Source organism: Variovorax sp. J22G73, from assembly GCF_030317035.1.
Classification (GTDB): Bacteria; Pseudomonadota; Gammaproteobacteria; order Burkholderiales; family Burkholderiaceae_C; genus Variovorax.
In genome coordinates this window covers 66578-81086 of sequence record NZ_JASZYK010000002.1, presented here as the reverse complement: position 1 = coordinate 81086, position 14509 = coordinate 66578, and the positions used below count along the sequence as shown (strand labels likewise).

The 14509-nt window shown below is 69.9% G+C and carries 12 protein-coding genes; 9 read left to right on the top strand and 3 right to left on the bottom strand.

Going from position 1 to position 14509, the window contains the following annotated elements; translation table 11 throughout:
- Window positions 1-6 precede the first annotated feature (6 nt).
- The 4 genes from QTI51_RS08310 to QTI51_RS08295 are packed head-to-tail and all read left to right on the top strand — an operon-like array spanning window position 7 to window position 4972.
- Window positions 7-2682, top strand: coding sequence for a DUF2169 family type VI secretion system accessory protein (locus QTI51_RS08310; protein WP_116907752.1), 2676 nt, complete (start codon window positions 7-9; stop codon window positions 2680-2682).
- Window positions 2679-3818, top strand: coding sequence for a pentapeptide repeat-containing protein (locus QTI51_RS08305; RefSeq protein ID WP_116907753.1), 1140 nt, complete (start codon window positions 2679-2681; stop codon window positions 3816-3818). The genes QTI51_RS08310 and QTI51_RS08305 overlap by 4 nt, the downstream gene beginning before the upstream one ends.
- A gap of 2 nt (window positions 3819-3820) precedes the next feature.
- Complete coding sequence (locus QTI51_RS08300) at window positions 3821-4555, top strand: DUF3540 domain-containing protein (protein WP_286547600.1); 735 nt, start codon at window positions 3821-3823, stop codon at window positions 4553-4555.
- Window positions 4556-4585: 30 nt separating this feature from the next.
- Window positions 4586-4972, top strand: a complete 387-nt coding sequence (locus tag QTI51_RS08295; protein ID WP_019652627.1) for a DUF4150 domain-containing protein — start codon at window positions 4586-4588, stop codon at window positions 4970-4972.
- A 60-nt stretch (window positions 4973-5032) separates the two neighbouring features.
- On the opposite strand, the gene QTI51_RS08290 is transcribed toward QTI51_RS08295, so the two are convergent.
- The 3 genes from QTI51_RS08290 to QTI51_RS08280 form a co-directional block, all read right to left on the bottom strand.
- Window positions 5033-5332, bottom strand: coding sequence for a YciI family protein (locus tag QTI51_RS08290; RefSeq protein WP_116907755.1), 300 nt, complete (start codon window positions 5330-5332; stop codon window positions 5033-5035).
- Window positions 5333-5562: 230 nt separating this feature from the next.
- Entirely contained in the window at window positions 5563-6990 is a 1428-nt protein-coding gene (locus tag QTI51_RS08285; protein ID WP_116907756.1) for a sensor histidine kinase, read from the bottom strand.
- Window positions 6983-7687 (bottom strand): response regulator transcription factor, encoded by a 705-nt coding sequence (locus QTI51_RS08280; RefSeq protein WP_116907884.1) that lies wholly within the window; start codon window positions 7685-7687, stop codon window positions 6983-6985. The genes QTI51_RS08285 and QTI51_RS08280 overlap by 8 nt, the downstream gene beginning before the upstream one ends.
- Before the next feature lie 220 nt (window positions 7688-7907).
- On the opposite strand from QTI51_RS08280, the gene QTI51_RS08275 reads away from it, so the two are divergent.
- The 5 genes from QTI51_RS08275 to QTI51_RS08255 are packed head-to-tail and all read left to right on the top strand — an operon-like array spanning window position 7908 to window position 14501.
- Entirely contained in the window at window positions 7908-9089 is a 1182-nt protein-coding gene (locus QTI51_RS08275; RefSeq protein WP_116907757.1) for an efflux RND transporter periplasmic adaptor subunit, read from the top strand.
- Window positions 9082-12177 (top strand): efflux RND transporter permease subunit, encoded by a 3096-nt coding sequence (locus tag QTI51_RS08270; RefSeq protein ID WP_116907758.1) that lies wholly within the window; start codon window positions 9082-9084, stop codon window positions 12175-12177. The genes QTI51_RS08275 and QTI51_RS08270 overlap by 8 nt, the downstream gene beginning before the upstream one ends.
- Before the next feature lie 19 nt (window positions 12178-12196).
- Window positions 12197-13735, top strand: a complete 1539-nt coding sequence (locus QTI51_RS08265; protein ID WP_116907885.1) for an efflux transporter outer membrane subunit — start codon at window positions 12197-12199, stop codon at window positions 13733-13735.
- Window positions 13732-14103, top strand: coding sequence for a RidA family protein (locus QTI51_RS08260; protein WP_116907759.1), 372 nt, complete (start codon window positions 13732-13734; stop codon window positions 14101-14103). Before QTI51_RS08265 ends, QTI51_RS08260 begins: the two co-directional genes overlap by 4 nt.
- Window positions 14100-14501, top strand: a complete 402-nt coding sequence (locus QTI51_RS08255) for a hypothetical protein (RefSeq protein WP_286515966.1) — start codon at window positions 14100-14102, stop codon at window positions 14499-14501. Before QTI51_RS08260 ends, QTI51_RS08255 begins: the two co-directional genes overlap by 4 nt.
- The last annotated feature ends 8 nt before the right edge of the window (window positions 14502-14509 follow it).

Below are 14509 nucleotides of genomic sequence, written 5' to 3'. Positions count from 1 at the left end.
GCACGCATGAAGACCGTCAAGCCGCTGCGCCTCAGCGTCATCACGCGGCCCTTCCTGCGCGCGGGCGAACAGCGCCTGGCCGTGACCACGATGTGCATGGTGTCGATGGTGCCAATGGTGCCAATGGTGTCCATGGGCCAGCCGCACCTGCTCACGCCCGAACCAGAGTTCTGGAAGACGCTGTCCGACGAGCTGGGCCCGGCCACCGCCATCGACATGGGGCTGCCCAAGGCACGTGCCGAGGTGCTGGCCACCGGCTTCGCCTACACCGCGCACCAGCAGGAAAAGACGATGTGCGGCGTGCGCCTGCAGCTCGGCGGCCTCTCGAAAGACCTGGCGGTCTTCGGCGACCGCTACTGGGTCGGCGGTCGCCCAACACCGCCACAGCCCTTCGAGGCCATGCGCGTCGACTGGACGCGAGCCTACGGCGGCCCCTCGTTCGCGGACAACCCGCTGGGCCGCGGCCACGAACGCGAGCCGGTCGATGGCCGCGAGGTGCAGCGCCTGCCCAACGTCGAGCACCCGTCGCGCCGGGTGCACCGGCCCGACGAGCAGCCTGAACCCGCCAGCTTCGGGCCGCTCGACATCGCGTGGCCGCGGCGCCTGCGCCTGATCGGCAAGCAGTACGACGAGCATTGGCGCACGCAGCTTTTTCCGGGCTTCGCGCAGGACATGGACTGGCAGCTCTTCAACGCCGCGCCGCCCGACCAGCGCCTGCCCGACGCGATGGAGATCGCGCCCGGCACGCCCTACGCCGTGTGGAACATGCACCCGGCCATCGCCGTGCAGCAGGGGCGCCTGCCCGACTGGCGCGCGCTGGCCTTCATCGCCCGGCGCGGGTCGCCCGGTCACGTGGAGAAGGTCGCGCAGCGGCTGACCACGGCGTGGTTCTTTCCGCACCTGGAGCGCATCGCGCTGGTGTTCCACGGCGAAACCACCATCGAGGAAGACGACGCCAGCGACATCACGCACGTGATGCCCGCGCTGGAAACGGCCGATGCGCCGCGCGGCCTCGCGCACTACGCCAACGTGCTGCGCCAGCGCTGCGACCCCGAGAAGGGGGCGCTCTACATGTTCCGCGACGACGAACTGGTGCCGGCGACCGCCATCGGCCCGTGGCTCGACCAGCCCGAACAAGGCGCGCAGGCCGAATCCGCGCTGGTGCGCAACATGCGCGAACGCGGCGCGCAAGCCCGCGACGAGCTCAAGCAGATGGCGCTGGACGCCGGCCACAAGGCCCGTCACTTTCGCGAGCGCCCTCTTCCCGCGCCCTTCCAGCGCCTGCCCACGCTGCACGAGCTGCCCGAGTTCGTCGAGCAGGCCGATGCCTACGCCCGCGCCCAGCGCGCGCAAGGCGCCATCGAGCGCGAGCGGCTGCAGCGCGAGGCCGATGCCAACGCCAAGGAATCCAGAAAGGTCGGCTTCGACACCGGCAAGCTGGTGCGCGAGCACGACCGCACCGAGGTGAAAGGGCCGCCGCGCGTGGACGGCGCGTCGGTGCTCAGCGGCTTCACCGGCATCGCTGCCGCCACAGGCACCGCGCCCGCGCCCGCGGCCCAGGTCGAGTCAATGCGCCGGATGGCCGAGGCCGGCGAGCGCGGCCTGCTCGCGCTGTACCGCGGCACCGCGCAGCACCAGGCCACGGTCGTCCCGCTCGCGGCCGAACGCCTTGCCGCGCTGCGCGCCCAGGTCACGTCGGTGCTCGAAGGCGACCGCGATTTCACCGGCATGGACCTCACCGCCGCCGACCTGTCCGGCATGGACCTGCGCGGCGCCTGCTTTCGCCGTGCGCTGCTCGAAAGCGCCGACCTGCGCGGCGCCCGCTGCGACAGCGCCGACTTCAGCGAAGCCGTGCTGGTGCGCGCCCAGCTCTCGGGCGCGAGCTTTCAGCGCGCGGTGCTGCGCGAAACCAACCTGGCGGGCATCGACTGCAAGCAGGCCGATTTCTCGCATGCCGACCTCGAAGGCGCCAAGCTGGAGAAAGTGACGCTCAAGGCCTGCAGCTTCGAAGGCGCGCGGCTGCACCAGCTGCACGTGCTCGACTCGCGCCTGCAAGGATGCGACTTCGGCTCGGCCGACATCGCCTATGTCGGCTTCCTGTCCGATGCTTCGCTGGAAGACTGCAGCTTTCGCGGCGCGCGGCTCTTCAAGGCCGCGTTTCTCTCGTGCCACGTCGCACGGCTGGACTTCACCGGCGCCACGCTCGAAGCCTGCGCGTTCACCCACACCGCCTGCGACGACGGCATGGTGTTCGCGCAGGCCCTGCTGCGCACCACCTGCTTCGCCGGCAACAGCAGCCTGCGCAACGCCAGCTTCGAGGGCGCGACGCTCGTGCAATGCAGCCTCAGGGAAATCTCGCTCGAAGGCGCGCGCCTGGCCCGCGCCACGCTGGACACCTGCGACTTTTCTTCCTGCAACCTGGGCGCCGCCGACCTCACCGACACGCTGGCGCCCGACAGCCTCTTCATTCGCGCCGACCTGAGCCGCGCGTCCCTGCGCGGCGCCAACCTCATGACCGCCAACTTCAACAAGGCCCTGCTGGCCGGCGCCGACCTGCGCGAGGCCAACCTGTTTCGCGCCGACATGTCGCAGATTCGCATCGACACCGTCACCGCCACCCAGGGCGCCTACATCGAGCAGGCCAAGACCGTGCCTGCCTTGCGCACCGCGCCCGGCCGATGAGCCCGCAGGAACTGGCCGGCCGCATTCGCAGCGGCGTGCGCATGGAGCACGAAGATTTCAGCGGCATGGTGCTCGCGGGCCTCGACCTGTCGGGCGGCATGTTCAGCGAATGCAGGTTCGCGCAGGCCGACATGGCCGGCTGCCGCCTCGACGATTCGATGTTCGAGCGCTGCGGCTTCGACGGCGCGACGCTGTCGGCGGCGCGGCTGGACGGCGTGTCTTTGCTGCGCTGCAGCCTGCGCGGCGTGAACGCCGAGGCAGGCCACTGGCCGCGCGCGGTGGTCGCCGAGTGCGACCTGCGCGACGCGCGCTGCGAAGGCGTCGAATTGGCCGAGACCGTGTTCTACGACTGCGAACTGCACGGCGCGCGCTTCGAGCGCGCCACGCTCACCAAGACCCTTTTCAACGCCAGCCGCATGGGCAACGCGAGCCTGCGCGACACCGCGCTGACCAGCGCCGTGTTCTTTCGTGCCGACCTGCGCGACGTCGGGTTCCAGGGCGCGCGCTTTCACAACGCCGTGTTCTCCGAGGCCGACCTGCGCGGCCAGTCGTTCGCGGGGCAGCACTTTGCGCTGTGCCAGTTCACGGACGCGCGCATGTCCGGCTGCGGGTTCGAAGATGCACGCCTCACGCAATGCAACTTCAAGGGCGCCGCGCTCGACGGCGCCCGCATGGCGCGCGTGCAGGCACCGCAATGCCTGTTCCCCGAAGCCGACCTGCGCGGCGCCGACTTCCGCGGCGCCATGCTCGACCAGTCGCTGTGGGTCGATGCCTGGCTGGACGCGGCCGACTTTTCGGGTGCCAGCCTGGTGCAGGGCGTGTTCCATCGCGCCCGCTGCGAGAACGCGCGCTTTGCGCGCTGCCAGCTCGCGTACGCCGACTTTTCCTATGCCGACCTGCGCGGCGCGGACTTCGAGAAGGCCGTGTGCCAGCGCACCCAGCTGCACCGGGCCACGCTGGCCGGGTCGCGCTGGAGCGACCGCATCGGCGTGCTCGACAACGACCCCGCGCTGCACCAGGCCGAGCAGGTCGCCTGGCAACGGCCCACGCGCGCCACCCGCCTCGACCGCGACATCGACGGCCGCATGCGCCACGACCACGGCCGCTTTACCCCCGACGCGAAGGACACCGCATGACGATGACCGCGAGAACGCCCCTGCCGCCCTTGCCTGCTGCCGCATTGACCAATATTGAGAGCGAGCTGGCCCCTTTGCTGCGCAAAACGTCCGCCGCGACGCGACAGGCCGAAGCGTCACCCGCATCGGTGCAAGGCATCACCATCGCCACGGTCGTGGCCAGCCATTCGGACGACAGCCACGACGTGCGCGTGTCCAGTGCAACAGGCGCACCCCATCCCCTGCCCTGCCGCCGCGCCGCGAGCTGCCTGCTGGTGCCCGCGCCCGGCGACACCGTCATGGTCGCCGGCGCGAGCGATGACGCGCTCTACCTGATCGCCGTCATCGCGCAAGCTGACCCCGGCCATGCGACCCTGGCCGTCGGCGGCGAACTCACGCTGCGCAGCACCGGCGCGCTGGCGCTGCAGTCGGACACCGCCGTGCACACCCGCGCGCCCGAATGGCAGCTGAACGCCGAACGCGCCCGGTGCAAGGTCGACACGCTCGACTACCAGGGTGCCGAGGTGCGCTTCAGCGTGCTGGTCTCGCGCTTTGTCGGGCGCGCCTGCGAGGTGGTGCTCGACCGGCTGCACCTGCTCACGCGCTCCAGCTTCCGCCTGACCGAGGAAGTCGAGCAGGTGCGCGCCGGCCAGATCGACATGCAGGCGTCGAGCACCCTGCGCCTGCACGCGAAGAACACGCTGGTGACCAGCAAGGAGCTGGTCAAGGTCGATGCCGAGCAGATCCACATGGGCTGACCGCCCCCGAACCACAAGGAGCCACCCGCCATGTTCGCCAACGCCCAGATGATGGGCATGGACCTCGCCTTTCCCGATGTCTGCAAGACCCCGCCGGCCGTCCCCATTCCCTACCCCAACTTCGCGCTGGGCCCCACGGCCATTCCCAATGCCTGGAACATTTTGTATGGCGGCACGCCCGCGCACAACCTGGCAACCACCACGCCCATCACCAACGGCGACAACGCGGGCGTGCTGATGGGCGTGGTGTCGCAGACGGTGATGGGGCCGTCGCGCCACATCACCGGCGCCTTCACCGTGCTGCTGAAGGGCTCGCCGTGCACGCGCATGACCAGCCTCACGGTGCAGAACCGCAGCAACATCGTGGGCATGCGCATCGTGCCGAGCCAGTTCAAGGTGCTGGTGCTTGCGCCTTGATGCGCGCGGGGCATTTCAAGGTCGCCACGCTCTTGAGCACGCACCCGGCGCTTTGCACCGTCAGGCCTCGCTGAACCAGGCCTCGGCCCAGCCTTGGCGCTTTACGGGCTGGAACTCGCTGAACGCGAAGCTCGCCAGTTGCTCGATGCTGAACGGGTCTTGCGCGAAGAAGTCTTGCAATGCCTCTAGCGAGGCTGCGCGCGCCAGCATGAAGCCGCCGGTGGCCGGCACCTTCGGCCCGGAGCACAGCAGCAAGCCGGCGTCGTAGCCCGTCTGCAGGTAGGCGCGGTGCGCGGGCACGGATTCCTGGACGCGGGCCAGGGGGACGAGGTAGTTGATTTCAACGATGAAGTGCTTCATGCGTCTTGCCAAGCAGCGGTCGTGCCAGGTAGCTGATGCGGGCCGCCTTCAGGGCGCGATCACGCCGGCGCGGTTCACCAGCAGCGTGCCCAAGTGAACAGGGCGTCGGGTGCTTCCCGCAGCGAAATCAAGGAGGAGCCGAAGGCGGGGGACGTTCGCGGAGGGAAGCACCCGGCGGCCTGTTCACCCGTCCCGGAACCGGCATTCAACATCGCTGGCAGAACGACAGCTCACCGAGCCAACGGCAACCGCATGTCGAACCGCGCCCCACCACCGCTCTCGTTCGCGGCCTCGATGCGCCCGCCATGCGCATGCACCACCGCCTGCGACAACGCCAGGCCCAGCCCGAGACCGGGCGTCTTCTCGTCCGAACGCGCCGTGGCGCCGCGGTAGAAACGCTCGAACAGGTGCGGCAGTTCGTCGCCGCGAATGCCCGGTCCGCGGTCCGCCACGCTGACCACCGCCTCGTTCGCTTGCGCATCCGCGCGCAGGCTCACGCGCACGGTGGTGCCGGCGGGTGAAAACTTCAACGCGTTGTCAAGCAGGTTGGCCAATGCCAGGCTCGCCGCGCCGCGCGCCACCCGCGCAGCCACCGGTGCTGCGGGTTCCAGCAACAGTTCCAACCGCCGTTCCCGCGCCATCGGCTCCAGCCTGCGCACGGCCTCCTCGGCCAGAACGTTGAGCGACACGGTTTCCACCGCGTCGCGCTCCTGGCCCGCGTCCAGCCGCGCGAGCACCAGCAGTTCTTCGACCAGCAGCGTGAGCGATTCCACCTCTTCGAGCGACGAGTGCAAGGTTTCCACATACGCCGTCGGCTCGCGCGGTCGCCGCAAGGCCAGCTCCAGTTCGGTGCGCAGGCGCGACAGCGGCGAGCGCAACTCGTGCGACGCGTCGGAGGTGAAGCGGCGCTGCGCCTCCATGCCGTGCTCGATGCGCGCCAGCATGGCGTTGAGCGTGTCGACCAGCCGGCCGATCTCGTCGTTCGTGCCCGGGTGCGGCAGCCGCTCGCCCAGGTTGGCGTCGCCGATGCGGTGGGCCTGCTGCACCACGTCGTCGATGGCGCCGAAGGCGCGGCGCGTGATCAACGCGCCCGCCGCGCCCAGCGCCAGCAGCAACGCGCCACCGAGGATGACGAACAGCACGCTGGCCATCGCCACCGTGCGGTTCACGTCGTCGAGCGAGCCGGCCACCTGCACGGCCAGCAACGGGGCCTGGCCTTTTTCGTTGTCCCTGCCCCGCACCGGCACCGACACCATGCGCGTCGGCTCCTCGCCGAAGCCGTTGAGCGTTTCGAACACGGTCTCGCCCGCGGCCAGCCGCTCGCGCAGCACGGGCGGTATGGGCAACTGCGCCTCGCCCAGGTTGGCGCTGCGCGCGAGCACGCGGCCTTCGGCGTCGACGATCTGCACCAGCCGGTCTAGCCGCACGAAAGACGGCGCGCCGGGGCCCGGCGGAGCCTCGTGCACGATCACCGTGTCGCCCTCGCCGGCCGACAGCAGCATGCCCATCTCGGTTTCGGCCAGCGCGAGCAGGGCCGCGTCCAGCTCGCGGTGCACGTTGCGCGCGAACACCAGGTACGAGGCGAAGGCGGCAATGGCCATCACCACCACGATCGCGCTCACATGGGCCAGCGCCAGCCGCTTGCGAAAACTAAGCATGGGCGCCCATGCTGCCAGTGCTTTCTTCGGCCACGGCCAGCCTGAAGCCGCGCCCGCGCACGGTGTGGATCAGCGGCACCGCCGGCGGCGCATCGACCTTGCGGCGCAGGTTGCCGATGTGCACGTCGATCAGGTTGTCGATGGCGATCAGGTCGTCCTTCCACACCTGCTCGGCCAGGCGCGAGCGGCTCACCACCTCGCCCACGTGGCGCAGCAGGATCTGCAGGATGGCGAACTCCTTGTGCGTCAGCTCCAGCACCATGCCGCCGCGCAGCACCCGCTGGCTCACCGGGTCCAGGCTCAGGTCGGCCAGCGACAGCACCACGGGCCGCGTGATTTCCGAGCGGCGCAGCAAGGCACGCACGCGCGCCAGCAGTTCGTCGAAGGCGAAGGGCTTGGTCAGGTAGTCGTCGGCGCCGGTGTTCAGGCCGGCCACGCGGTCGCTGAGCGCGTCGCGGGCGGTGAGCATCAGCACGGGGGTCTTGCAGCCGCGCTGGCGCAGGTCGCGGCACAGGGTGAGGCCGTCCTTGCCGGGCAGCATCCAGTCGAGCACGATGAGGTCGTAGGCGGTGACGAAGGCCTCCTCGTCGCCCTCCTCGGCCGTGTGCACCACGTCGACCACGAAGCCCTCTTCCTGCAGGCCGCGTGCGAGCAGCCGGGCGGCCTTGCGGTCGTCTTCGATCAGCAGAATTCTCATGGCGCGGATCATGCCGCGTCTTCCTGACTGCAGGCCGTTCTGCCCCGGCCCTCACGGCGAGCCCGGCCGAACGCGCCGATCCTGAAGAAATCTTCAGGAAATCTTGGGGACTTCTTCAGTCACGCCTTCATACGCTCCCCGGAAAGGAGACGGGAGCGAATCGAGGGCACGAAAAGGCATTTCGTGCACGGCGCGCCCGTCCCGCGACGGACGCATTGCGATGAAAAAGAAAACCCTCTACCAGGTGACCAACGCCCGCATCTTCTTCGGGGTGCTGGCCTGCGCCGCCCTGTGCGTGGACTCGTTCGACAACACGGCCCATGCCGCCACCGCGGTGGCCGCCGCCCCCGCGCCGATGCTGGTGCGCCAGGGCAACCGACTGAGCGTGCCGGCCGGCTCGCCGCTGCGCGACCGGCTGCTGGTGGCCACGGTGGGCCAGCAGACCTCGCCGCACGAGGTGAGCCTGCCCGCCACGGTGGAGGCCAACCCGGCGAACACGGTCAACATCCTGCCGCCGCTGACGGGCAAGCTGCTGGAGCTGAAAGTGCGCCTGGGCGACACGGTGAAGCGCGGCCAGGTGTTGGCCACCATGAGCTCGCCCGACCTGGCGCAGGCCGTGTCCGACGCGCAGAAAGCCCGCGACGCGCTCGACCTGGCGCAGCGCGCGCTGGTGCGCGCCCGCGGCGTGAACGAGGCCGGCTCCAACGCCGCGAAAGACGTGGAGGCGGCGCAGAGCAGCGTCGCGCAGCAGGGCGCTGAGCTGCGCCGCAGCGAGGCGCGGCTGCGCAGCCTGGGCGCGGACGGCACCGTAGGCAATGGCAGCAATGGTGGAAGCAACGCCCCGTCAGGCCAGGTGCTGAAGATCGTCGCCCCCATGGCCGGCACCGTCACCGCGCTCAACGCCGCAGCCGGCGCGAACCTGAACGACGCCAACGCCGCGCTCATGACGGTGTCGAACCTCGACGCGGTCTGGGTCACGGTGAACGTGCCCGAGAGCGTGGTGGGCTCGGTGGCGCCGGGGCAGAACGCGGTGGTCACGCTGGCGGCCTACCCGGGGCGCAGCTTCAGCGGCAAGGTGGGCTTCGTCAGCGCGGTGCTCGACGCCGACACGCGCCGCGCGCGCGCACGCATCGTCTTCGCCAACCCCGAGGGCCTGTTCAAGCCCAACATGTACGCCACCGCCGTGCTCGGCGTGCCGCAGGCCGCGCAGGCGCAGGTGCCGGCCTCGGCCCTGCTGATGAACAACGACAGCGTGAGCGTGTTCGTGGAGGCCGAGCCCTGGACCTTCGTGCGCCGCATGGTGGAGCTGGGCCGCGAAGACGGCGACAGCGTGCGCATCCGCAGCGGCCTGGCCGCGGGCGAGCGCGTGGTGGTGCGTGGTGGTGTGCTGCTGAATGATTAATCTCATCATCACCCAGTTCTTTCGCCGCAGGCACCTGGCCTGGGCGATGTCGATCGCGCTGGTGCTGTTCGGCGCCTGGTCGTGGACGCAGATGACGGTCGAGGCCTACCCCGACCTTGGCGACGTCACGGTGCAGGTCACCACGCAGGTCAACGGCCTGGCCGCCGAAGAAATCGAGCAGCAGATCACCACGCCGCTGGAGCGCGCGCTCAGCAACACGCCCGGGCTGGCCTCGATCCGCTCGAGCAGCACCTTCGGGCTGTCGCTGATCAACCTGAGTTTCAAGGACGGTACCGACGACTACTTCGCGCGCCAGCGCGTCACGGAGCGCATCGGACAGGTCACGCTGCCCTCGGGGGCGCAGCCCGGCCTGGGGCCGGTCGCGGGGCCGGCGGGCGAAATCTACCGCTACACGCTCGAATCGGACACAAAGAACCTGATGGAGCTGTCGGAGCTGCAACGCTGGAAGGTGATTCCCGCGCTCAAGCAGGTGGCGGGCGTGGTCGACATCAACAACTTCGGCGGCTTCACCAAGGAGTTTCAGCTGGAGCTGGACCCGGCGCGGCTGCAGACCTACGGGCTGGTGCTGAACGACGTGGTCACGGCCATCAACAACAACAGCGCCAACGCGGGCGGCGGGCGCATCGCGCGCGGCGACCAGAGCTACGTGGTGCGCGGCATCGGGCAGATCCACACGCTGGACGACCTGGGCACGGTGGTGGTGGCGCAGAACGGCGGCTCGCCGGTGCTGGTGCGCGACCTGGGGCGGCTGCAGTTCGGCCACCAGGAGCGCGGCGGCATCCTGGGCAAGGACACCAACCCCGACACCATCGAAGGCATCGTGCTGATGCTGAAATACGAGAACCCCTCGCGCGTACTCGAAGGCGTGCACAAGAAAATCGACGAGCTGCAGGCCGAGCTCGCGCCCATGGGCGTGAAGATCGTGCCCTACATCGACCGCGACGACCTGGTGAAGCTCACGGTCGACAAGGTGACGCACACGGTGCTCGAGGGCATGGCGCTGGTGTGCTTCGTGCTCATTCTTTTCCTGGGCAGCCCGCGCAGCGCGGTGGTGGCCGCGGTGGCCATTCCGATGTCGCTGGTCACGGTGTTCATCGTGATGCACTTCACGCGCATGCCGGCCAACCTGTTCTCGCTGGGCGCGATCGACTTCGGCATCATCGTGGACGGGGCCATCGTGGTGATGGAGGCCATTCTTCGCCGGCGCGAAGAAGAGCCGAACGCCACGCTCACCGAAGGCAACATCCTGGAGACGGTGAGCCATGTGTCGGGGCCGATCTTCTTCGCCACGCTGATCATCATCACGGCGTACTTTCCGCTCTTTGCCTTCGAGCGCGCGGAGGGCAAGCTGTTCAAGCCGATGGCGTTCACCGTGGGCTATGCGCTGGTGGGCGCCCTGCTCTGCGCGCTCACGCTCATTCCGAGCCTGGCCTACGTGGCGCTGCGCAAGCCGAGCAAGCCCTTCGTGAACAAGCCGCTGGAGTGGCTCACGCGCGCCTACCGCCGCGTGCTGACCAGGCTGCTCGACGTGCCCGCCATTGCCTACGGCCTGAGCGCGCTGGCGCTCGCCGCGGTGGTGGTGCTGGGCGCCACGGCGGGACGCGAATTCCTGCCCGACATCGACGAAGGCGCGCTGTGGCTGCAGGTGCAGCTTCCCTCGGGCCTGTCGCTGGACAAGGCCAGCGAGATGGCGACCGAAATGCGCCACGTGCTGCTCGAGTACCCCGAGGTGTCGTACGTGGTCACGCAACTGGGCCGCAACGACGACGGCACCGACCCCTGGACCCCTTCGCACATGGAAGTGCCCGTGGGCCTGAAGCCCTACAGCGAGTGGCCGGCGGGCGTGAACAAGGCGGCGTTCGTGCGCACGCTCACCGAGCGCTTCGCGAAGATGCCGGGCTTCGACGTGGGCATCAGCCAGCCGATCATCGACGGCGTGAACGACGCCGTGGGCGGCGCGCACAGCCCGCTGGTGCTGCGCATCTACGGCGACGACCTGAAGGAGAGCCGGCGCATCGGCAACCAGATCGTCGAGCTGCTGGGCACGGTGCGCGGCACGGCCTCGGCATCGCTCTTCCAGGAGCCGCCGATTCCGCAGGTGGTGATCGAGCTGAACCGCGAGGCGGCGGCGCGCTTCGGGGTGAACGCGAACGACGTGGCCAACCTGATCCAGACCGGCATCGGCGGTGCGCCGGTGATCACGGTGTACGCGGGCAACCGCACCTACAACGTGTCGGTGAAGATGCCCAAGAGCGCCAAGGGCAACACCGAGGCCATCGGCGCGCTGCTGCTCAACAGCTCCAGCGGCGCGAAGGTGCCGCTCTCGCAGGTGGCCGACATCCGGCTGCAGACCGGCGAAAGCACCATCTCGCACGAGATGAACGAGCGGCAGATCACCGTGCGGGTGGACAACCGCGACCGCGACCTGGCCTCCTACCTCGACGAGGCGCGAGAACGCATCGCCAAGGAAGTGAAGTTCGACCCCGCGAAATTCCGCCTGCAGTGGGCCGGCCAGTTCGAGAACCAGCAGCGCGCGCAGTCGCGCCTGGGCATTTCGCTGGCGATCGTGGTGAGCATCATGGCGGTGCTGCTGTTCTTCCAGTTCGGCAAGATCCGGCAGGTGGCGCTCATCCTGGGCGTGGTGCCGATGGCCACGCTGGGCGGGCTCATCGCGGTGCACGTGGCGGGCGAAACGCTGAACGTGGCCACGGCCGTGGGCTTCATCGCGCTGTTCGGCGTATCGATACAGAACGGGATCATCATGGTCGCGAACTTCCGCCGCGTGCGCGGCGAAGGGCTGGCGCTGCAGGAGTCGGTGCTCGAAGGCGCGGCCGAGCGGCTGCGCCCGGTGCTGATGACGGCCACCGTGGCCTCGGTCGGCATGCTGCCGGCCGCGCTGGCCACCGGCGTGGGCACCGACGTGCAGCGCGGGCTGGCGACGGTGGTGGTGGGCGGGCTGGTGGTGTCGACGCTGCTGACGCTGTTCATCCTGCCGACGCTGTATTTCGCGCTCGAACGCTTCTTCGAGCGCAAGGGCTGGGGTGCGCGCTCCCGGCGCGACCGGTGAGAACGCTGGAGACAACCACATGAAGAACACACGCCTTGCAACGCCCGCAGGCCTGCTGCTGGCGGCCACGGCCATGACCAGCATTGCGGCGCTGGGCGGCTGCGCGGTCGGGCCCGACTATGTACGCCCGCCGTTGAAGCTGCCCGCGAGCTACACGGCCACGCCTGCGCCCGCTTCGACAGACCCGGCGCAGGCCGAGGGCGTGCCCTTGTCCCGCCTGTCGCCGGAGCTCGACGTGTCCGCGCAATGGTGGCAAGCCTTTCGCTCGGAGCCGCTGAACGCGCTGGTCGTCCAAAGCCTGGCGGGCAACCCGAACATCGAGGCCGCCGACGCTGCCCTGCGCGTGGCACAGGAGAACGAGGCGGCCGACCGCGCCGCCTTCTGGCCCAGCGTGGGCGTGGGCTACTCGCCCACGCGGCAACGCGTGGCCGACGCCGTGGCCAGCCCGGTGGCGTCGAACGCCAACCTGTACACGCTGCACACCGCGCAGGTGACCGTGTCGTACGCGCCCGACGTGTTCGGCGGCACACGCCGGCAGGTGGAAAGCGCCCAGGCGCAGACCGAGCAGCAACGCTTCCAGTCGGTGGCCGCCAAGCTCTCGCTGAGCAGCAACGTGGTGGCCGCGGCCATCACCGAGGCCTCGCTGCGCGCGCAGCAGCGCGCCACGCAGGCCATCGTCGCGGACCAGAAAGAGGTGCTGCAGGCTTACCGCAAACAGCAACAGCTCGGGCAGGTGGCGCTGGCCGACGTCGACGCGCAAGAGGCCTCGCTGGCCGCCACCGAGGCCACGCTGCCACCGCTGGACAAGCAACTGGCCCAGCAGCGCAACCTGCTCGCCACGCTGGCCGGGCGCTACCCGAGCGAAGGCGTGGCCGCGCAGTTCGACCTCGATGCGTTGCAACTGCCCACCGAGCTGCCGCTGACGCTGCCCTCCACGCTGGTCGAGCACCGCCCCGACGTGCGTGCCGCCGAGGCGCAGCTGCAGGCCGCGAGCGCGGCCATCGGCGTGGCCGTGGCGGCCCGGCTGCCCAACGTGACGCTGGGCGTGAACTACGGCTCGTCGGCGTACACGCTGTCGCAGCTCTTCAAGTCGTCGTCGCTGTTCTGGACGCTGGCGGCCAGCGTGACGCAACCCGTGTTCGACGGCGGCGCGCTCAGGCACAAGGAGGCCGCCGCCCGCGCCGCCTTCGACCAGGCCGCCGCGCAGTACCGCGCCACCGTGCTCGGCGCCTTCCGGGACGTGGCCAACACGCTGGAGGCCATCGACGCCGACACGCGCACCCTGCAGGCCGCGCTGAAGGCCGAGCGCACCGCCTCGCAAAGCCTGGCGCGCACGCGTACGCAGGTGCGGCTTGGCGATGCCAGCGCGCTTTCGCTGCGCGTGGCGCAGCAGGCGCAACAGCAGGCGCAGCTCAACCTGGTGCAGGCGCGCGCGCTGCGGCTGACCGACGCGGCCGCCCTCTTCCAGGCGCTGGGCGGCGGCTGGTGGAACGCACCGCCCGCGCAGCTCGCCGATTCATCTTCCGCAAACACCACACAAAAGCCCGCACAGCCATGAACCTCATTCGCCACGAGATGGGCCCCCGCTTCAGCGAGATGGTGACCGTCGACCTGGGCAGCGCCCGCCTGCTGTACCTGTCGGGCCAGGTGGCGGAGAACCCGTCGCTCGACATCACCGGGCAGACGCGCGAGATCCTCCACCACATCGACGACATGCTCGCCACCCAGGGCGCCACCAAGCAGGACCTGGTGAGCGTGACCATCTACCTGCGCACCGTGGGCGACTACGCCGCCATGAACTCGGTGTGGGACGAGTGGGTGCCGCAGGGCCACACGCCCGCGCGCGCCACGGTGGGCGCGAAGCTGATCGACTCGGAATACCGCGTCGAGATCCAGGCCACCGCGGCCGTGGGGGTGAAGCCGTGACCACCGCCGGCCGTGCCGGGTTGCTGTGGGCATCGGCCCTGGCCGTGGCGCTGGGCGGTTGCACGGCGCTCGACGCGCATTCCAACGGCCGGCCCGCGGCCACCGATACCCGTACCAGTATCGACATTGGCTGGCATGCGGCGCAGGTGGTGCGCCTCGGCAATGCCGGCGAGCTGGCCGCCTTGGCCGACCAGGACTGCGGCGCCGACGGCGGGCCCTCGGCGCGCTACGCCCTCGTGCGCTACCGCGCGGGCGGCGTGCACTCGCGCTCGCTCGGCACAGGCCGGCTGCCCGAGGGCGGCGTGCTGCATGTGGGGGACACGGTGTATGTCAACGTGCTCGACTGCGGCGCGCCGCTGATGACGCCGGCGCAGCACGCCGACAAGGCGCGGCGCTGAACCCGGCC